This window comes from Bradyrhizobium erythrophlei (assembly GCF_900129425.1).
Lineage (GTDB): Bacteria > Pseudomonadota > Alphaproteobacteria > Rhizobiales > Xanthobacteraceae > Bradyrhizobium > Bradyrhizobium erythrophlei_C.
The window spans coordinates 7,909,744-7,929,903 of sequence record NZ_LT670817.1; the positions used below are offsets into that span (position 1 = coordinate 7,909,744).

General features: G+C 64.3%; 18 protein-coding genes. 15 read left to right on the forward strand and 3 right to left on the reverse strand.

All coding sequences use genetic code 11. The features are described from left to right. Positions 1-80: 80 nt before the first annotated feature. Positions 81-269, reverse strand: a complete 189-nt coding sequence (locus tag B5527_RS45940; RefSeq protein ID WP_210199307.1) for a hypothetical protein — start codon at positions 267-269, stop codon at positions 81-83. Here B5527_RS45940 and B5527_RS37600 point away from each other — a divergent pair. The 5 genes from B5527_RS37600 to B5527_RS37620 all read left to right on the forward strand — a co-directional run bounded on the left by B5527_RS37600 (position 268) and on the right by B5527_RS37620 (position 6,738). Then, positions 268-1,440, forward strand: coding sequence for an acyl-CoA dehydrogenase family protein (locus B5527_RS37600; RefSeq protein WP_079607806.1), 1,173 nt, complete (start codon positions 268-270; stop codon positions 1,438-1,440). The genes B5527_RS45940 and B5527_RS37600 overlap by 2 nt on opposite strands. Before the next feature lie 159 nt (positions 1,441-1,599). Next, positions 1,600-3,567, forward strand: a complete 1,968-nt coding sequence (locus B5527_RS37605) for a methyl-accepting chemotaxis protein (RefSeq protein ID WP_079605984.1) — start codon at positions 1,600-1,602, stop codon at positions 3,565-3,567. Between the two features lie 202 nt (positions 3,568-3,769). After that, the gene (locus tag B5527_RS37610) at positions 3,770-5,737 is read left to right on the forward strand and encodes a methyl-accepting chemotaxis protein (protein ID WP_079605985.1); all 1,968 of its coding nucleotides are present in this window, start codon (positions 3,770-3,772) and stop codon (positions 5,735-5,737) included. A gap of 101 nt (positions 5,738-5,838) precedes the next feature. Then, positions 5,839-6,189 carry a plasmid stabilization protein gene (locus B5527_RS37615; RefSeq protein ID WP_079605986.1) on the forward strand — a complete coding sequence of 117 codons (351 nt, stop codon included), beginning with the start codon at positions 5,839-5,841 and terminating at the stop codon, positions 6,187-6,189. A gap of 84 nt (positions 6,190-6,273) precedes the next feature. Next, entirely contained in the window at positions 6,274-6,738 is a 465-nt protein-coding gene (locus B5527_RS37620; RefSeq protein WP_079607807.1) for a DUF1801 domain-containing protein, read from the forward strand. A gap of 55 nt (positions 6,739-6,793) precedes the next feature. On the opposite strand, the gene B5527_RS37625 is transcribed toward B5527_RS37620, so the two are convergent. Beyond that, a complete protein-coding gene (locus B5527_RS37625) occupies positions 6,794-9,031 on the reverse strand; it encodes a putative bifunctional diguanylate cyclase/phosphodiesterase (RefSeq protein ID WP_079605987.1) in 2,238 nt (745 codons plus the stop codon). A gap of 179 nt (positions 9,032-9,210) precedes the next feature. On the opposite strand from B5527_RS37625, the gene B5527_RS44940 reads away from it, so the two are divergent. From B5527_RS44940 to modC, 7 genes are all read left to right on the forward strand, one after another. Beyond that, positions 9,211-9,588 (forward strand): hypothetical protein, encoded by a 378-nt coding sequence (locus tag B5527_RS44940; RefSeq protein ID WP_154072740.1) that lies wholly within the window; start codon positions 9,211-9,213, stop codon positions 9,586-9,588. Between the two features lie 138 nt (positions 9,589-9,726). Beyond that, a complete protein-coding gene (gene mepA, locus B5527_RS37635) occupies positions 9,727-10,671 on the forward strand; it encodes a penicillin-insensitive murein endopeptidase (protein WP_079605989.1) in 945 nt (314 codons plus the stop codon). 173 nt (positions 10,672-10,844) lie between these two features. Beyond that, positions 10,845-11,054: a TOBE domain-containing protein gene (locus B5527_RS37640; RefSeq protein ID WP_079605990.1), complete on the forward strand. Its 210-nt coding sequence runs from the start codon at positions 10,845-10,847 to the stop codon at positions 11,052-11,054. A gap of 2 nt (positions 11,055-11,056) precedes the next feature. Continuing rightward, positions 11,057-11,563, forward strand: a complete 507-nt coding sequence (locus B5527_RS37645) for a hypothetical protein (RefSeq protein ID WP_079605991.1) — start codon at positions 11,057-11,059, stop codon at positions 11,561-11,563. Between the two features lie 175 nt (positions 11,564-11,738). Then, positions 11,739-12,524, forward strand: a complete 786-nt coding sequence (modA, locus tag B5527_RS37650; protein ID WP_079607808.1) for a molybdate ABC transporter substrate-binding protein — start codon at positions 11,739-11,741, stop codon at positions 12,522-12,524. Between the two features lie 7 nt (positions 12,525-12,531). Further along, entirely contained in the window at positions 12,532-13,227 is a 696-nt protein-coding gene (gene modB / locus B5527_RS37655) for a molybdate ABC transporter permease subunit (RefSeq protein WP_079605992.1), read from the forward strand. A 2-nt stretch (positions 13,228-13,229) separates the two neighbouring features. Continuing rightward, positions 13,230-13,901 carry a molybdenum ABC transporter ATP-binding protein gene (gene modC / locus B5527_RS37660; protein ID WP_079607809.1) on the forward strand — a complete coding sequence of 224 codons (672 nt, stop codon included), beginning with the start codon at positions 13,230-13,232 and terminating at the stop codon, positions 13,899-13,901. 8 nt (positions 13,902-13,909) lie between these two features. On the opposite strand, the gene B5527_RS37665 is transcribed toward modC, so the two are convergent. Further along, complete coding sequence (locus B5527_RS37665) at positions 13,910-15,703, reverse strand: potassium/proton antiporter (protein ID WP_079605993.1); 1,794 nt, start codon at positions 15,701-15,703, stop codon at positions 13,910-13,912. 230 nt (positions 15,704-15,933) lie between these two features. On the opposite strand from B5527_RS37665, the gene B5527_RS37670 reads away from it, so the two are divergent. The 3 genes from B5527_RS37670 to radC all read left to right on the forward strand — a co-directional run bounded on the left by B5527_RS37670 (position 15,934) and on the right by radC (position 20,027). Continuing rightward, on the forward strand, positions 15,934-17,244 hold the full coding sequence (locus B5527_RS37670; RefSeq protein ID WP_079607810.1) for a mechanosensitive ion channel family protein: 1,311 nt from the start codon (positions 15,934-15,936) through the stop codon (positions 17,242-17,244). A 171-nt stretch (positions 17,245-17,415) separates the two neighbouring features. Next, positions 17,416-18,240: a type I methionyl aminopeptidase gene (gene map / locus B5527_RS37675; protein ID WP_079605994.1), complete on the forward strand. Its 825-nt coding sequence runs from the start codon at positions 17,416-17,418 to the stop codon at positions 18,238-18,240. Positions 18,241-19,313: 1,073 nt separating this feature from the next. Then, a complete protein-coding gene (gene radC / locus B5527_RS37680) occupies positions 19,314-20,027 on the forward strand; it encodes a RadC family protein (protein ID WP_079605995.1) in 714 nt (237 codons plus the stop codon). The last annotated feature ends 133 nt before the right edge of the window (positions 20,028-20,160 follow it).

Sequence of the window (20,160 nt, forward strand, 5' to 3'; positions counted from 1 at the left end):
GCGTCGAAATCCTGTCCGCCAGCAAGATTTTGTCGCCTGGCGACTGGAAGGCAGATTGAAAATATTGGACAGTGCCACTTTTAATTGCGTCGGTTGTGCAATGTTACATTTATGGCCGGTGTCGTAAAGCAGGCACGAGGGCACAGCAGGCAAGGATCCGTCACATTCGGTGCTTCGGCGAAGCTGCCCATCTTGATTGGCGGCGGCAGATGGACCACCATTGCCGCTTCGCCAATCAGAGACTCCAAAAAAGGGGCGAGGAAACGCATGAACAAGCTTCCCGGCTTCGGACTAGTCGAGCGCGCGCGCGCGCTTGCCCCATTGATCGCGCAAGAAGCCGACGAGATCGAGCGGACCCGGCGTCTCACCCGGCCGGTGGTTTCGGCCCTGATCGAGAACGGGCTTTATCGGGGGCTGTTGCCGCAAAGCGTCGGTGGTGCCGAGGCGCCGCCTGAGGTCTTCATGCAGATGCTGGAGGAGATCGCCAAGGTCGACGCCTCCACGGCATGGTGCCTCGGCCAGTGCTCGGTCTGCGCGATGACGGCCGCCTATCTCGACCCCGACGTGGCGCGCGAGATTTTCGGAGCGCCGGACGGCATCCTCGCCTGGGGCGCGATCGCCAACGAGGTCCGCGTCGTTCCCGGCGGTTTTCGCATCACCGCACGCTGGGACTTCGCCAGCGGCTCGCGCCAGGCGAACTGGCTCGGCGCCCATGTCCAGGTCGTCGAAGCCGACGGCACCAAGCGGATGAGGCCGAACGGCACGCCGGAAATACGCACCATCGTCTTTCCGGCGGCCAGCGCCACGATGTACGACGTGTGGGACGTGATCGGCCTCAGCGGCACCGGCACCGACAGCTATTCGGTCGACGACCTGTTCATCCCGGAAAAATTTTCGGCCCTGCGCGACGATTTCACGGCGCTGCGCGAAAAGGGCCCGCTCTACGGGATCACCACCTACACTATGTTCGGACTGGGCTTCGGTGCGATCTCGCTCGGTGTCGCGCGCGCCACGCTCGATGCGGCCATTGAACTGTCGCGCGGCAAGGCATCGGTCGGCCTCAAGGCGATGCGCGAGAACAATGCCGTTCAGGGTCTGATCGGGCGGACCGAAGGCAATTTGCGCGCGGCGCGCGCCTATCTCTATGCGACGGCCGCAGAGGCCTGGGGCGATCTGACGCATACGGGAAAGCTGACAGAGGAGCACCGCGCGGCGCTTCGTCTTGCCTCGACCTGGACCATCCATCAGGCGGCCTCGGTGGTCGACGCCGCCTATCACATGGCGGGCGCCACCGCGGTGTTCCGCGCCAACAAGTTCGAACGCCGCTTCCGCGACATGCACGCCATCGCGCAGCAAATTCAGGCCCGCGACACCCATTATGAGGATGTCGGCAGGGCGATCCTGACCGCCAGCCCCGTGGCGCGCGGACCAACAACGTAGGCTCGATCTTCACACCGCCGCTAAATCCGACGCGCGCCGAGCTTCAACCCTGATAAAAATTCGCGCTCGGCGAGTTACGGCCCCGTGACACCACCCGCAATCAGTTGTTAAGTACTTTCTGGGACTTTCCGAACTCCTCTCTGGAGCTTCGGTTTCCCCATGTTCAAACTTCGATCAATCGCGGCCCGTATGATCCTGGCCATTTCGCTGACGGTTGCGGTCGCCTGCGGAATCCTCGGCACCTTTTCGATCATGCAGCAGCGTTCGTTGACGCAGCTCGCGCTCGACCAGCAGCTCAAGCTGCAATATGACAGCGTCATCGCCGCGATAGAATATGAAGGGCGAGCCGCGCGCGCGGTCAGCGCACTCGTGGCCTCCCTGCCGCCGGTCGGCGACGCCATCGCCAAAGGCGATCGCGACAGTTTGGTCGGGCTGTTTGGCGGCGCACAGGCGGCGTTGAAGGCGCAAGGCATGCCGCTCCTGAACTTCGCTCTGCCGCCCGCAACCTACTTCCTGCGCGTCCAGGATCCAAAGACGCATGGCGACGACGCGTCGGGGCGCCGCACCACCGTGGTGGAGGCGAACAGGACCGGCAAACCGATCGTCGGCGTCGAAATGGGACACGACTCGCTCAGTATCTTCGCCATGACGCCGATCATGCGCGACGGCAAGAGCCTCGCGGTTGCCGAAAGCGGCATCCCCTTTGGCAAGGAATTCGTCGACCGTGCCAAAAAGCGCTTCGGCGTCGACCTCGCGGTGTACGGCTTGGATGGAAAGACATTCACGCGGCTCTCCTCAACTTTTGGCGACACCATGGTCGCCACGCCGGACGAGATGAAGCGCGTGCTCGATGGCGCGGCGCTGCATCGCGACGCCACCTTCAGCGGTCACCCCGCCGCGCTGTATATCGGGCCGATCAAAAATTACGCTGGCCAGCCGGTCGCTGTGATCGAGATTATAAAGGACACCACCGAATACGAGGCCGCGGCGAACCGCGCTCAGTTCAACCTTCTGCTCGGCACCCTTGCCATTCTGGCCGGCGCCGTTGTGCTGGCATTTTTGCTCGGTCGCGGCCTGTCGCAACCGCTGACGGCGATCACCGCAGTGATGAACCGCCTCTCGAGCGGCGATACGGATGTGACGATCCCCGGCGGCGACCGCAAGGACGAACTCGGCACCATGGCAATGGCGGTCGACGTATTCCGCCGCAACATGGTGGAAGCCAGTACCCTGCGAGAGGCGCAGGATGCCACCAAACAGCAGGCCGAGCTCGAGAAGAAGGCGCTCCAGCGCCGGATGGCCGACCGCTTCGAAGCTGACGTCAAGACCGTGGTCGGGGCGGTCGCGCAGGCGACGGCGGACATGCAGCGCGTCGCCGGCGAGATCACGGGAAGCGTCAACGGCACCTCGGAGCGCGCCGCGGCAGCGGCGGCGGCTTCCGAGGAGGCCTCGGCCAACGTCAGCACGGTCGCCGCCGCCACCGAGGAGTTGGCGTCTTCGGTGGCCGAGATCGGCCGTCAGGTCACCCATTCCAGCGGCGTCGCCGATGCTGCCGTGGTCAAGGCCGGACAAACCACGGAGATGGTCGGAAGCCTCGCCGTCGCCGGCGAAAAGATCGGCGACGTGCTTCGCCTGATCGGCGCCATCGCCAGCCAGACCAACCTCCTGGCGCTCAACGCCACCATCGAGGCGGCGCGGGCCGGAGAGGCCGGCAGGGGCTTTGCCGTGGTCGCATCCGAAGTCAAGGAACTCGCCAGTCAGACCGCGAAGGCGACCGAGGAAATCGCCGGACAGGTCACCGCGATCCAATCCGCCACCGGCAATTGCGTGACCGCGATCGGTGGCATCAGCGACACCATCCGGGAGATCAGCGGCATCGCCACCACGATTGCCGCCGCGGTCGAGGAGCAGGATTCGGCGACGCGCGAGATCGCGCGAAGCGTGCAGCAGGCCGCCGCCGGCACCAGCGAAGTCTCGCTCAACGTCGCCGGCGCAAGCCAGGCCGCCGACCAGTCGCGCGTGCTGGCCGAAAACGTCATGGTCGCCTCAGGCGAACTCAGCCAGCACGCCATCGCGCTGTTCAAAAGCGTCGACAGCTTCCTGGCCGGCCTGCGCGAGGCGGCTTAGTCTCTAACCCGGCCAATGACGCTGGGCCGGTAAGCGCGGCGCGCGGACCCACAACGTAGGCCCGATCTTCACACCGCCGCTAAACCCGACGCAACTTGCTGAAAGCCGCGCGGCAAGTTGCGGCCCCGCAGCACCACACGCAATCACTTGTTAAGCACTTTCTGGGACTTTCCGAACTCCTTTTGCGGAGTTCGGTTTCCCCATGTTCAAACTTCGATCGATCGCGGCCCGCCTGATCCTGGCCATCTCGCTGACAGTAGCTGCGGCTTGCGGAATCCTCGGGACCTTTTCGATCGTTCAGCAGCGCTCGTTGACGCAGCTGGCACTCGACCAGCAACTCAAGCTACAATACGACAGCGTCATCGCCGCGCTCGACTATGAAGGACGCGCCGGACTCGCGGTCAGCGCGGTCGTGGCCACGTTGCCGCCGGTCGGCGACGCCATCGCCAAAGGTGATCGCGATGCACTCATGGCGCTGCTGCAGGGACCCCTGGCGGCGTTGAAGCCGCAGGGTATGCCGCTGATCAGTTTCCACACCCCGCCGGCAACCGCCTTCTTCCGTGTTCACGAGCCGAAACTGTTCGGTGAAGACATCTCGGCGCGGCGCAAGACCGTGGTGGAGTCGAACGCGTCAGGCAAATCGATTGTCGGCGTCGAACCCGGGCGGGATTCGCTCGGCATTTTCGCCATGACCCCGATCATGCGCGATGGAAAAAGCATCGGCGTAGCCGACATCGGCGTCACCTTCGGCAAGGAATTCGTCGATAGCGTCAAGCGGCGCTTCGGCGTCGATCTGGCCGTCCACCGTTTCGACGGCAAGGCTTTTGCCAGTATCGCCTCCACCCTTGGTAACGGTTCGGTTGCCACCCAGGATGAGCTCAAAAGCGCATTGGATGGCGGCACTGTGCGCCGCGAGGCTACTGTCGATGGCCACCCGGCCGCGCTCTATCTCGGGCAGATCAAGAACTATGCCGGGCAGCCGGTCGCGGTGCTCGAACTGGTCAAGAATACCACCGAATACGAGGCGGCGGCTGCGAGCTCGCAGCGTCATCTCATTCTTGGCACGGTCGCTATTCTCGCCGGCGCCGCGCTGCTGGCTTTCCTGCTCGGCCGCGGCATGTCGCGACCGCTGACGGCGATCACCGCAGTGATGAACCGGCTTTCGAGCGGCGAGACCGAGGTAGCGATCCCCGGCGGCGATCGCAAAGACGAACTCGGCAGCATGGCGGCGGCGGTCGACGTGTTCCGCCGCAACATGATCGAGGCGCGCGCGCTGCGCGAGTCGCAGGAGGCCGCCAAGGCGCAGACCGAACTGGAGAAGAAGGCGCTGCAGCGCCAGATGGCCGACCGCTTCGAAGCCGACGTCAAAAGTGTAGTCGGGGCGGTCGCGCAGGCGACAAAGGACATGCAGCGCGTGGCCGTCGAGATCACGGGAAGCGTCAAGGGGACGTCCGAGCGGGCCGCCGCGGCAGCCGCCGCTTCCGAGGAGGCCTCGGCCAGCGTCAGCACGGTTGCCGCCGCCACTGAGGAGCTGGCCTCTTCCGTGGCCGAGATCGGCCGTCAGGTCACCCATTCCAGCGGCGTCGCCGATGCTGCCGTGGTCAAGGCCGGACAAACCACGGAGATGGTCGGAAGCCTTGCCGTCGCCGGCGAAAAGATCGGCGACGTGCTGCGCCTGATCGGCGCCATCGCCAGCCAGACCAACCTCCTGGCGCTCAACGCCACCATCGAGGCGGCGCGGGCCGGAGAGGCCGGCAGGGGCTTTGCCGTGGTCGCATCCGAAGTCAAGGAACTCGCCAGTCAGACCGCGAAGGCGACCGAGGAAATCGCCGGACAGGTCACCGCGATCCAATCCGCCACCGGCAATTGCGTGACCGCGATCGGTGGCATCAGCGACACCATCCGGGAGATCAGCGGCATCGCCACCACGATTGCCGCCGCGGTCGAGGAGCAGGATTCGGCGACGCGCGAGATCGCGCGAAGCGTGCAGCAGGCCGCCGCCGGCACCAGCGAAGTCTCGCTCAACGTCGCCGGCGCAAGCCAGGCCGCCGACCAGTCGCGCGTGCTGGCCGAAAACGTCATGGTCGCCTCAGGCGAACTCAGCCAGCACGCCATCGCGCTGTTCAAAAGCGTCGACAGCTTCCTGGCCGGCCTGCGCGAGGCGGCTTAGTCTCTAACCCGGCCAATGACGCTGGGCCTCTAGGCGCGGAACTCGGGCGCGACCATGCGCGTTGCGCAAGTTGGCAACCGCACCACCGAAGGGAGACGATCATGCCCCGCGGCGACAAATCTGGTTATACCGACAAGCAGAAACGCCAGGCCGAACACATCGAGGAAGGCTACGAGAATCGCGGCGGCGGCAATAAGGAAGCCGCGCGGCGGGCGTGGGCGACCGTCAACAAGGAGAGCGGCGGCGGCAACAAGAGTGGCTCCGGGCGCGGCGTTCCCGACACCAACGTATCATCGAAGCGCGGCGGCAGGATCGGCGGCCCGCGCGGCGGCAAGGCCTCCGCGAGCCGGCCTGCCGCGGCGCGCTCGCGCTCCGCGAAAAAGGCGGCTGCGACGCGCAAGCGAAACGCGACGGCGAAGTCAGGTGCGCGCAAGGCCGCGCGGAAGAAATAGTTTTCGGGAGATTTGCTTCCGCCCGTCGGGCGCGTTTTAGTCTGTCGCCGCAAGGGCATCGGCGAAGTGCACGGACAGGCCGCGATGAAGAGCACCGGCAGCAGGAGTTCCGCGCGCAAGCGGCGCGCAGGATTTTCGGATCCCGCGGTTGATGCGGTTTTCAGTGCCTACCCGAAGCCGCTTAAGGCCAAATTGCTGGCGTTGCGCCGCCTGATCTTCGACACCGCGAAGACAACGAAGGGCGTCGGCGCGCTGCATGAAACCTTGAAATGGGGGCAGCCGAGCTATCTCACGACCGAGACGAAAAGCGGTAGCACGATCCGTATCGACCGGGTCAAATCGGCCACCAGCCGATACGCGGTCTATTTCCATTGCCAGACCGATCTGGTCGAGACTTTCCGCGAGCTGTACCCTAGGGAATTGCGCTATGGCGGCAACCGAAGCATCCTGCTGAACGCGGAGGACGAACTTCCCGAGCCGGCGCTGCGTCACTGCCTGGCGCTGGCGCTGACCTATCATCTGAACAAGCGCAAGGCCGCGCGCGCCTGAGCGTCCAGCGAGAAACACCGACCTGTTTGCATGCGCTGCGTGTCCCGCCGGTCGCTCAGGCGACCAGAGGGGCTGTCCGGACGGGATTCGCGGGCGCGGTGACATCCGCGCCGCGTTGGGCGTTGAGCAGGCTGACGATGTCGGCGTTGGGCCGGGCACAACTGAACAGGAAGCCCTGTCCCTCGTGGCAGCCCTCCGCGCGCAGGCAGCTCAGCTCGGCTTCGGTCTCGACACCCTCGGCCGTGATGGTGACGCCGAGGCCGATGCCGAGGCTGATGATCGAACGAACGATCGCCTGCGCGTCGCGGTTGGCGCCGAGGTCGCGCACGAACGACTGGTCGATCTTGATCTTGTCGAACGGAAAGCTTCTGAGATAACTCAGGCTCGAATAGCCGGTGCCGAAATCGTCCATCGAGATGCGCACGCCGAGCGCGCGCAGCGCATGCAGCGTGGCCAGCACCTGGCCGCTCTTTTCCAACAGCAGGGTCTCGGTGATTTCCAGCTCCAGCCGCTTTGGCGGCAGCCCGGACTGCTTCAAGGCATCCATCACGATCGACAACAGGTTGCCGGTGCGAAACTGCAAGGGCGACAGGTTGACCGCGACGCGAACGTCGTCCGGCCATTGCGCCGCATCCAAGCAGGCGCGGCGCAGCATCAGGCCGCCGAGCCCGTTGATCAGGCCGGTTTCTTCGGCGACGGGGATGAATTCGGCCGGCGAGATCATGCCGCGTTCGGGGTGCGGCCAGCGCACCAGCGCCTCGAAGCCGGTGATGCGTCCGGTCGCAAGATCGATCAGCGGCTGATAATACGGCCGCAGCACGTCGTTCTGGATCGCACCCCGCAGGTCGATTTCGATCTTGCGGCGGCTCTGGGCGCGCGCGTCCATTCCGGCTTCGAAAAAGCTGAACGTGCCGCGCGAATCGTTCTTGGCGCGGGACAGTGCCATGTCGGCGTTCTTCAGAAGCTTTTCGGACTCGTCGCCGTCGCCAGGCGCCATCGCGATGCCGATGCTGGCGCCGATCACGACCGAATGGCCGTCGAGCAGATAGGGATCGCCGATTGCCTCCAACAGGCGCCTCGACAGCAAGGCCGCGTCCTCGGGGCGCGCCAGCCCGCTCTGGACGATCGCGAATTCGTCGGAGTTGAGACGGGCGAGCGTGTCCTCCTCGCGCAGCACCGATCGCAGGCGCTTGGCGACGCCGCGCAAGAGTTTGTCGCCGATGCCGTGGCCGAGCGTGTCGTTGACCGCCTTGAAATTGTCGAGGCCGAGTATCAGTACCCCGACCTTTTCGGCGCTGCGCCGCGTGTGCAGCAGGATCTCGTCCATGTGCTGGCGCAGCAGATTGCGGTTCGGCAGCCCGGTCAGACCATCGTGCTGGGCCATGAAGGCGAGCCGCGCCTCGGCCCGCTTGCGCTCGGTGATATCCATCAGCGCCACCAGCACCGCGGGCTGGTCGCCATAGACCAGATGGCGCGAATAGATCGCCAGATCGATCAGCGTTCCGTCGGCCCTGACATGCTTCCAGGTCCGCGCCGCCATTTCGTCGCTGCTGGGGTCGCCGGCCCATGGCGGTTCGGATTCGAAGGCCTGGACGCTGCGGATGGTCAGCTTCTCGAATTCGGCGCGGCTGTAGCCGTAGTGCTCGACGGCGGCCGCGTTGACGCCGAGAATGCGCTCGTCATCCAGCGCGCAGACGATCATGGGAATGGGATTGCTGTTGAACAACAGCCGGAACGAGGCCTCGCGCTGCTTCAGCTCGGTGATATCGACGCGCAGACCGATGATGCCGCCGCCTTCGGTCAGCCGCTCGTCGATCAGGATGCAGCGGCCGTCGGCAAGGATCTGCTCATGGCGTTCGCCGGGCTGATAAAGCCTGGCGAGACGCTCGGCGACCCATTCCTCTTCGCGGCCGATCGCTTCGGGATAATCGCCGCGCTCGACGCCGATGCGGATGGTGTCCTCAAGCCGCGCGCCCGGCCTGAAAAGGTCCGAACTGCGGCTGTAGATCTCGGCATATTTCTTGTTCCAGAGAATGTAACGACCGTCGGCATCGAGAAACACGATGCCCTGCGGCAGGATGTCGATCGCCTCGCGCAGCCGTTCGTGGGATTTTCGCGCCTCCGCAATCGCCGCTTCGGCTTGCGCGCGCTTGCGCACGATCTCGCCGATCTCAACCGAAACGCGCCGGATCTTGCCTGAGAGTTTCGGACTGAGCTTTGCGCGCTGGCCGGGATTGCGGGCGATCGCCGCATGCTTCAGTTTTTTTACTGTCTTTGGCCGATTCTTCGGCATGGCTGCGCCCCACTCGCATTCTGCGTCGTGCTGTTCTCCGATAAGTGTCTGAAAAAATGGTGTCCCTTGCCGCTAAGCGCTGTCGATCGCTGGGTTCCACCGGACGGATTTCCGGTCCGCGCGCCTGTTTAACAGGCGAATTCGCGAGCCTGCGTACAATGAACGCAGCGTTCGGCCGCGTGGGCGGCGGCGCGGGCGAATGCGCCAGGCAAAATCGACTACGAACGGCGACGGATGTCCTGACGGCGCCGAGATTGCCCAATGAATGCGCGAGCTTCCCGACCGGCGCACGAAATTTCGTCAATGATCGACAGGGTTATCGAACCGTTAAAATAACGTCTCGCCTGGCTCAAAATCTCGATCCGCGTTTGCGCGGCCCATTGCATTCGACCAATGCGAACAACGCCGCGGCATGCGAACCGCATCGCGCCGTCAACGCTCACGGCCATGCGCTGCGACGACTTGTCGATCTGCACCACCACATCGGCGCGCGCCAATCCCACCAGAACGACGGCAGCCGCAAATGCCAGCCTTGCCAGCCGACGGCTGTTTCATGATCGGCAGTCGCGGTTAATCCTGACCCGGCTGCCGCGGGCCGATCATGAAAGCTCCGGGCGCGCGCGATCAAGCGATTGCGATGGGCGCGCCTTACCGGCAGGCCTTTTCCCGGGCCACGCTTGCGCTAGAGTGATCCAATGAACCCCCGCCTGATTCTCCTTCCCGTTCTGATCTCCGCCGCCATCGTCAGTACCGCCGTGCTGGCGCAGGACAAGGGCAGCGTCGATCCAAAGCCGTTGCCGCCGCTGGCCAATCCAAACGATCCCAAACTAGGCGCCAAGGAGTTGTTCGCTCGCAAGCTGTTGCCGGCGGCGATGCCGACGCGGGTGATCGGCTCCTATTCCAAGGGCTGCATCGCGGGCGCCCAGCGGATGCCGATCAACGGCGACACCTGGCAGGTGATGCGGCTGTCGCGCAACCGCAACTGGGGACATCCCGACCTTGTCGCGCTGCTGAAGCGCTTGTCGGTCAAGGCGCACAAGGATGCCGGCTGGCCCGGTATACTGGTCGGCGACATCGGGCAGCCGCGCGGCGGCCCGGCGCTCAGCGGCCACGCCAGCCATCAGATCGGGCTCGATGCCGATGTCTGGCTGACGCCGATGCCGGATCACCGATTGTCGCGTGAGGAACGCGAGGAAATGTCGGCGGTCATGATGGTGCGCGATGATCGGCTCGACGTCGATCCCAAAGTCTTCACACCGGGTCATGTCCTCGTTCTCCGCGACGCCGCGCAGGAGCCAAGCGTGCAGCGCATCTTCGTCAACGCCGCGATCAAGAAGGCGCTGTGCCGCGAGGCCAGGGGCGACCGCAGCTGGCTTTCGAAGATCAGGCCGTGGTGGGGCCATGATTATCACTTCCACATCCGTATGGCATGTCCGCCTGGCAGCAGCGATTGCAAGGGCCAACCATTGCAGGCAGGAGGCGAAGGCTGCGGCGCGGGCGACCTCGCCTATTGGTTCACGGATTCCATTCTTCATCCGACGCCGCCAACCAAGCCGGAGAAGCCGAGGCCACCGGTGACGCTGGCGCAATTGCCGGCCGCCTGCCGTCAGGTTTTGGCCGCTCCGGATGCCAGGCAATAGCGTACCGGGGACGCAAGGCGTTTTGATTCGACCCGAAGATACGTTAGGGTCGGAAATCGCGGCGCCGTAAGCGCTGGCGAGGCTTCGGATCAGGGCCACTGATCCCGTCCCCTTCCCGATTTGTCGATGCGGGCCGTCGCCACGTGCGGGAAGAACATTGTGAAGGATCGATCATGCGCATCAGTGCACGAAACCAGATCAAGGGCACCGTCGTCGAAGTCAAGAAGGGCGCGACCACCTCGCATGTCCGCGTCGATATCGGAGGCGGCCAGATCATGACTTCATCGATCACCAACGAGGCCGTCGATGATCTCGGCATCAAGGCCAAGGGCAGCGTCACGGTCGTGATCAAGGCTTCCGACGTCATGATTGCGGTGGATTGACCATGCGTGCGCCTCTCCTGATCGCATTGGTGTTGCTCGGGACCACCGCTGCACGGGCGGCAGAGGAGCCGAGCGGCTGCGACAAGTTCAAATGGAGCATCGACCGGGAGAAGGCGGCGCTGACCGCTCCGGATCGCATCAAGCTTGTGTCGGGCGGCGAACTGACCGCGCTGCCGTCCACCGGGGTGACGCTCGCTTTGCGTCCGCCGGCCGATGCGAACCTTCCCTCGCCGCCCGAACGCGCGCCGAAGGAAGGCACCTTTGCCGGTTTTGCGAATATCAAAGCCGCGCCGAAGGCGGGCCTGTATACCATCAGCCTGTCCGCCGGCGGCTGGGTCGATCTGGTGCAGGACGGACATTTTCTCAAGCCAAAGGGTTTTAGCGACGCGACCGACTGCGACGGCATCCGCAAGACCATGAAGTACGAGATTTCGGCAAAGCCGCTGCTGCTGCAGGTCAGCGGAACCAAGGAGGATTCGATCTCGATCGCTATCCTGCCGTCTGAATAGCCAAACGGGCACTTTTACCCTGACTTTCAGCCTGCTATTGTTTTCATTGCGATATCCCGATCGGCCGTAAGTCGCCGGGACCAGCGGAACGGCGCTTCCGCCTGTCGCATCCATGTTCAACCAACGCCTGATTTGCGCGCGCGAAGTTGCGCCGCGAACACGCACGGAGCGCCCCATGCATCGTCTTGCCCGACTGTTCGTTGCCTTCGCCCTCCTGTGCGGATCGGCCCATTCGCCCGCGCTTGCGCAGGACAAAAGCCTCATTGTGTTTGCCGCGGCCTCGATGAAGAACGCGCTCGACGATGTCAACGCCGCCTATACCGCCAAAACCGGGGTCAAGATCAGCGCCAGCTATGCTGCAAGCTCGGCACTCGCCAAGCAGATCGAGCAGGGCGCGCCGGCGGATATTTTCCTGTCCGCCGACACCGTCTGGATGGACTATGCGACCGCCAAGAAGACCATCAACGAATCGACACGGGTCAATCTGCTCGGCAACAGCATCGTGCTGATCGCGCCGAAAGATTCCAAAATCGACAACGTCACGATCGGCCAAGGTTTCGATCTCGCCAAGCTCGCCGGCAATGGCAAGATCGCCACCGGCGACGTCAATGCGGTGCCGGTCGGCAAATACGCGAAAGCGGCGCTGGAAAAACTCGGGGCGTGGCAGGCCGCCGAGCCGAAATTCGCGATGGCGGAGAGCGTGCGCGCGGCGCTCACCCTGGTGGCGCGCGGCGAAGCGGTGCTCGGGATCGTCTATTCGACCGACGCCAAGGTCGAACCCGGCGTCAAGATCGTCGGCACCTTCCCAGCCGATTCGCATCCGCCGATCATCTATCCGGTCGCGGCAACGACCACCGCAAAGCCGGAAGCCGCCGACTATCTCGCGTTCCTGCGCTCGTCGGCTTCCAAGACCATCCTCGAAAAATATGGATTCACATTCCTGATCCGTCCGACCTCCTGATCCCGGCGTGTTCGATATTTCGCCAACCGAATGGACGGCGATCCAGCTTTCGCTCCGGGTCGCGACGGTGGCGACACTGGTGGCGACGCCGCTCGGGATCGCTCTGGCGTGGCTATTGGCGCGGCGCGAGTTCTGGGGCAAATCGGTAGTCGATGCGGTGATCCATCTGCCGCTGGTGCTGCCGCCGGTCGTCACCGGTTATCTGCTGCTGCTGACGTTCGGCCGGCGTGGCCTGGTCGGCGCCTGGCTCGCGGACCATCTCGGCATCGTGTTCGCGTTCCGCTGGACCGGCGCGGCGCTGGCCTGCGGAGTGATGTCGTTTCCGCTCCTGGTGCGGCCGATCCGGCTGTCGATCGAAGCGGTGGACCGAAGGCTGGAGCAGGCCGCGGGAACGTTGGGCGCCGAGCCATGGCGGGTGTTTGCGACCATTACCCTGCCGCTGGCGCTGCCGGGCGTGCTGGCCGGCATGGTACTCGGCTTTGCAAAGGCGATCGGCGAGTTCGGCGCGACCATTACCTTTGTGTCGAATATTCCCGGCGAAACCCAGACCATTTCGTCGGCGATCTATTCGCTGATCCAGACGCCGGATGGCGATACCGCGGCGCTGCGGCTGGTGGTGGTGTCGGTCGTGATCGCGATGGCGGCATTGGTCGGCTCCGAATGGTTCGCGCGGCGCGCCGTGCGGCGCCTGCACGGGAATTGATCATGCTCCGCGTCGACGTCGCAAAGCAGCTCGGTGAATTCTCGATCGAAGCCTCGTTCACCAGCGAGGGCCGCGTCACCGGACTGTTCGGCGCCTCCGGGGCCGGCAAGACCTCGCTGATCAGCATGATCGCGGGCCTGCTGCGGCCCGATCGCGGCATCATCGCCATCGACGGTGAGGTACTCGACGATACCGAGAAGCGCGTCCATGTCCCGCCGCATCGCCGCCGCATCGGCTATGTGTTCCAGGATGCCCGGCTGTTTCCGCATCTCGATGTGCGCCAAAATCTCGACTACGGGCGGCGCATGAACCGGCTGGCCGACAATGCGGCGGCGCGGGCACGGGTCACCGACCTGCTTGATATCGGCGGTCTGCTCGATCGCCGCCCCGGAAAGCTGTCCGGCGGCGAGCGCCAGCGGGTGGCGCTCGGCCGCGCGCTGCTGACGCAGCCGCGGCTGCTGCTGATGGATGAGCCGCTAGGCTCACTGGATGAGGAACGCAAGGTGGAGATCCTGCCCTATCTGGTGCGGCTGCGAGACGAGGCGGCGATCCCCATGGTCTATGTCAGCCACGACGCGGCCGAATTGCGCCAGTTGGCGACCCAGATCGTGATAATACGGCGCGGGCGGGTGACGGCTCTCGGTGGAGTCACGGTGCTGCCCGGCGCTTCCTAAGATGTTCCTCAAATCCCCGCCACCGACGACCACATCTCCGACAGCTTGCGCTTGAGCGACGCCACGCCCGTCAGCGGCGCGGATTTCTCTTCCTCCTCGGGCAGTCGAAGGCCGACGACATTGACCCTGCCGCCGCTGATGCTGCGCGCCACCAGCACGATAGAGTCGAGCTCCAGCGTGGCGCCTTCCTTTGGCGCATGATCGAGATGAACGTCGAAATAATCGGCCAGCGTCAGGCCGGCATGTTCGGCGTCGGTGGCGATGCCGTAGATCTCGGCAAGCTCGCCGAGCGTATGCTCGCCGGAGACAACAAAGTCGCCCAGCAGATGCGGATCGGGTGCCGTGCTCGGCTGCATGTCGACGAAGAAGCGATCCAGCGCCTCGGCTTTCTCCGGGGGCGCCAGCAGGTAGATGTAGTCGCCGGGGAGAACCGGATCGGCCTCCGCGGGCGAGAGAATGTGCTGATCGCGGATCACCAGCGTCGGCTTCGACCAGGATGGAACGAGGCCGCGCCGGAAATACAGGCTTTTCGGGCGCACTGAATAGCCGACCAGCTGCTGCTCGAGCTGGCCGGGCAGATCCAGTTCGACCCGACGCGGCCCGCGATCCGACCGCGGCAGCGCCACATGCAGCCGCCGCGCGGCGGCCGCCAGCGTCCAGCCCTGCAGCAACAGCGAGATGATGACGACGACGAAGGCGACGTCGAAATAAAGGTATGCCTTCGACAGTCCGACCAGCATCGGGATCGAGGCCAGGAAGATCGCGACCGCGCCGCGCAGGCCGGTCCAGGCGATGAAGACTTTCTCGCGCCAGTTGAACCGGAACGGCGCCAGACAGAGAAACACCGCCAGCGGCCGCGCCACCAGCATCAGCACCAGCGCCACCAGCACGGCCGGAACGACGCTGCTCATCAGCCGATGCGGCGAGACCAGCAGGCCGAGCAGCACGAACATCACGATCTGCGCCAGCCAGGTCGCGGCGTCGAGAAAGGTCACCACCGAATTATGCGCGCGGGTCGGCCGGTTGCCGATGATGATGCCGGCGAGATACACGGCCAGAAACCCCGAGGCATGCGCGATCTGCGCCGCGCCGAAAATCACCAGCGCGGCGGTGGCGACGAACGGCGCGTGCAGGCCCTGCGGCAGTGCTACGCGATTGAGCGCCAGCACCACCAGCCGCCCGCCGAGCACGCCGACGACGGCGCCGAGCACGGCCTCGCGGCCGAATTCCAGCGCGACATGCCAGGCCGAGTTGTGGCCGGCCGAGATCAGCTCGACCAGCATCAGCGTGAGAAATACCGCGAACGGATCGTTGGTGCCGGATTCGGCCTCCAGCGTCGCGCCGACGCGGGGACGCAGCCGCAGGCCCTGCGCATGCACCAGAAGAAACACTGCCGCGGCATCGGTCGAGGCCACCACGGCGCCGACCAGCAACGCCTCGGCCCAGTTCAGGTCGAGCGCATATTTGGCGACCGGTGCGGTGATCAGCGCCGTCAGCAGCACGCCGGCGGTGGCCAGCACCATCGACGGCGCCAGCACCGCGCGGATGCTTTGAAACCGCGTTCGCAGGCCGCCATCGAACAGGATCAGCGCCAGCGCCACCGAGCCCACCAGATAGGTGGTGCGCACATCGTCGAAGCCCAGTTGGCCCGGACCTGAATCGCCGGCCAGCATGCCGATCACGAGAAACACCAGCAGCAGCGGCGCGCCGAAGCGCAGCGCCAGCAGGCTCGACAGAATGCCGGCCATCACCAGGACCGCGCCGAGAAGAATGGCTATGCTGACCGAATCGAGAGAGGCCATGAAGCTCCGTAAATCATCGCAAATACCTGCACTTGCATCCTTATCGTCGCCACAGTTCGACGCCAACCCATTTCTGCCGCCAGCGGCAATGTGCCCGTTTTGCTGGCGTTGCCTTGCTTTGCCGCCGTATCGTCGCGATGGCGCCGGCGCTGCCGTTATGGAAATCTGCCGGATATTCGAATCACGTTTTGTCCGATCGGGCCGAGTTGCCTTTAAATGAGATTTTGACGATGGACCTCAACGACATCATCGACTTCCTGCATGCCGCGGCGCGCTCGGTCGGCGTGGAGGTCACCTCGCCAGGGTTCTATCTGCAGCTTGGCCTGATCCTCGCGGGCGCCGGGATTTCATTCGCCGCCGGTGCGGCGATTCGCTCGCGGGTCGACATGACCTCGCTCGCCATGGGCTGGCCGGCGCCGCTTCGGCTGTTCATGCGCGTCCTGATCGACAGCGCCTCGACCGCGGTGTTCGCGGCGCTGACGGCGCTGGCGCGCGTGATCATGGTGCACTCGACGTGGCCGAGCCGCAGCTATCTGCTCGCGGTCGCTGCGAAACTTGCCTTCGCCTGGCTGATCATCCGTCTCGTGACATCGGTTATCCGCAACACCTTTATCGTCCGTCTGGTATCGCTGTCGGCGTGGCTGCTGACGGCGCTGAGCATCCTCGGACTGCTCGATCCGACCATGGATACGCTCGACTCGGTCTCGATCGTGCTGGGCGGTCTGCGGCTGACGCCGCTGTTGCTGATCAAGCTCGGCGTGCTGCTGGCGGTGGCGCTGTGGCTGAGCAACATCGCCAGCAACTTCGTGGAAAGCCGGATCACGCAATCCGGCGACCTGACGCCCTCGATCCAGGTGCTGCTGGTCAAGATGATCCGGCTCGGCCTGATGGTCTTCGCGGTCGCGGTGGTGATGAGCGCGGTCGGCATCAACCTCTCGGCGCTGGCGATCTTCTCGGGGGCCGCCGGTGTCGGCATCGGCTTCGGCCTGCAGAAGATCGTCGCCAATTTTATCAGCGGCATCATTCTGCTGGCGGACAAATCGGTGAAGCCGGGCGACCTCGTTACCATCGGCGACAGCACCGGGCGCATCAGCGCAATGAAGACGCGTTATATTTCGGTTGCCGCCGGCGACGGCCGCGAATTCCTGATCCCGAACGAGGATCTGGTGACGCAGAAGGTCACCAACTGGACCTACACCGACAACAATACGCTGGTGAAAGTCAATTTCGGCACCAACTACGATGCCGATCCACGGCTGGTCTGCAAGCTGGCGATCGAGATCGCCGCGGCGGCGCCCCGCGCCCTCAAGGGCAAGCCGCCCAACTGCATCCTGATGGAGTTCACCGAGGCCGGGATGAAATTTTCCCTGACGTTCTGGATCGCCAACCCCGACGGCATGGACAGCGTGAAGAGCGACGTGATGCTGGCGCTGTGGGAAGCCTTCAAGCACGAGAACATCCGGGTGCCCTATCCAGTGCGCGAAATCCGCATCCGCGGCGGGGCGCTGCCGGTCGAGACCACGGTGGAGGTTCCAGGCTGAAGTTCCCACAGCCGCGTGGCCGATTCCTCTTTGGCAAGGCCTGCCCAGGTTCCGGCCGAGCCAATTAGTAGGGGGCGACCAACCTTGGCTTGCATGGGTCGCCCCGATCATTAAATTAACGCCGCAATTGTCTATCACCGTCCCTCTTGCCCGCCAGAACATGATCAGCCCATGAGCTACATCGAAGCCTCCGATACCTCCTTGCGCAAAACCGGGCAGATCAAGCTGCACGGGCCGAGCGGGTTTGCCGGCATGCGCAAGGCCGGCGCGCTGGTGGCCAGGTGCCTCGATGAGCTGACCGATATCGTCAAGCCGGGCGTGCCGACCTCGCGGATCGACGATTTCGTCCGCGACTTCGCTTTCGGCCATGGCGCCTATCCCGCTACCCTGATGTATCGCGGCTATCGCTATTCGACCTGCACCTCGATCAACCACGTGGTCTGCCACGGCATGCCCGGAGACCGGGCGCTGAAGGAGGGCGACGTCGTCAACATCGACGTCACCTTCATCGTCGAGGGCTGGTATGGCGATTCCAGCCGGATGTACGCGGTGGGCCCGATCGCCCGCAAGGCCGAACGGCTGATCGACGTGACCTATCAGGCCATGATGCGCGGCATCGCCGCGGTAAAGCCCGGCGCCACCACCGGCGACATCGGCCACGCCATTCAAAGCTTCGTCGAGCCGCAGGGCATGAGCGTGGTGCGCGATTTCTGCGGCCATGGCCTGGGACGCATGTTCCACGACGAGCCGAACATCATTCATATCGGCCGGCCCGGCGAAGGCGTGGTGCTGAAGCCCGGCATGTTCTTCACCATCGAGCCGATGATCAACCTCGGCAAGCCGCATGTGAAAATCCTGTCCGACGGCTGGACCGCCGTGACGCGCGACCGTTCGCTGTCGGCGCAGTTCGAGCATTCGGTCGGCGTCACCGCCAGCGGCGTCGAAATCTTCACACTGTCGCCGCGCCATCGCGAGAAGCCGCCGGCGGCGGCGTAATTCTCCGCGCGCGCCTTTGCATAGCCTGCCCCCACAACAAGCCCTCATACCCTGCCACCGGGTCTCGCCTTCTTTACAAACTGTCGTCATCCCCGCCTTCGCGGGGACGACCGTTGAGAGTATGGCTAGCCGTCATTGCGAGCGCAGCGAAGCAATCCATAGAGCAACAAGTAAACAAGAGTGGATTGCTTCGCTGCGCTCGCAATGACGCCAAGATATGAGTCCGCGATCTCGCCGCATGTTTTGCGCGAGGTTTGCCATCAATGTTCCGCCCTCTCCAATCAGAGGGCGCAGGGAATGCCGGGCGCCCGATGCACCCGCAGCCTCGTGTGCGCTAGGGTAGTAAGTATGCACACGAGTATTCACAGCGAGTCACCGGAATCATCCGGCATTCCCCGCGCAATGGTTTACGGCTTATACCGTGCTCTCCCCGGTGATCGGCTTTCTTGCCACCGTCGCCGGCGGAGTTGCCTCCACCGACTTGACACCAGCGTCGGGGTGTCAGGACCACACGTCTTCGCCGTCCGCGTTGGCATCGCCCGTCAAGCGCGCCGTCGCGTCCACCGCCCCCCGCCCCGCGTCCGTGACGTTCGCGAAACGCCCCTCTGAGTGGAACAGGATGGCGGGGGATATAGAAGTGATTTGGGTCTGGCGTCAAGAATAATTTCGGAAAATAAGAAATAGGTCCGAAAGGCAGCGGAGCCGGATGACCGGCGCCTTGAAGGGAAGCGCCAACGCAGCCCCCGTCATTCCGGGGCGATGCGAAAGCATCGAACCCGGAATCTCGAGATTCCCCGATGTGCAATGGCACATCTGAGGTCTGGTGCTAACGCACCATCCCGGAATGACGGAGTCTCCCGGAATGACGGAGTCCTCAGGTGATTTGGGGTCTGGCGTCAAGCCCTAATTTCTGAAAAACAGAAACTAACGATCCCAACCCCGTTGCCGCTGAGCGGCGAGGTGCGAAAAATCCGCGCCTGCCCCGGCCGCCGGTGTCGTCATCCGGCAATTCACGGTTGCAAAAGTTGGCCGGCACGGCATGGTTAGCCGTTCTCCGAACGGTGCTACCGCCGATGGCCGCGGATACCAGCGATACGCAAGACACGTCTGCAGAGAAGCCGCATTATCACGGCCATCGGATGCGGCTGCGCGAGCGCTTTCATGGCGCCGGGCCCGACGCCTTGAGCGATTACGAGTTGCTGGAAATGGTGCTGTTCACGTCGCAGCCCCGGCGCGACATGAAGCCGCTGGCCAAATCGTTGCTCAAGAAATTCGGCTCGTTCGCCGAGGTCATTCACGCGCCGGCGACGCGCCTTCGCGAAGTCGACGGCGTCGGTGACGTCACGATTACCCAACTCAAGCTGATCGCGGCAGCCGCCAGCCGGATCGCCAAGGGCCAGTTGCAGCAGCGCACCATGCTGTCGTCATGGAATGACGTGATCGATTATTGCCGGACCAGCATGGCGTTCGCCGACAAGGAGCAGTTTCGCATCCTGTTTCTCGACAAGCGCAACCAGCTGATCTCGGACGAGGTGCAGCAGACCGGCACCGTCGACCACACGCCGGTCTATCCGCGCGAGGTGATCAAGCGCGCGCTTGAATTATCCGCCACCGCCGTGATCCTGGTGCACAATCACCCCTCCGGCGATCCGACGCCGTCGCAGGCCGACATCCAGATGACCCGCGCGATCATCGACATCGCCACGCCGCTCGGCATCTCCGTGCACGACCACCTCATCGTCGGCAAGAACGGCCATGCGAGCATGAAGGGGCTGCGGCTGATCTGAAGGGACATGGGCAACTGCGATGGCAACCGGTTCGAGCGAGTGCCTAGCGATATCTGCCTGGGCCGTTGAGGCATCAGGAGCCTGATTGAATGAACCGTCCAATGCGAAGGCTCAATTATGGCACTCTCCCACG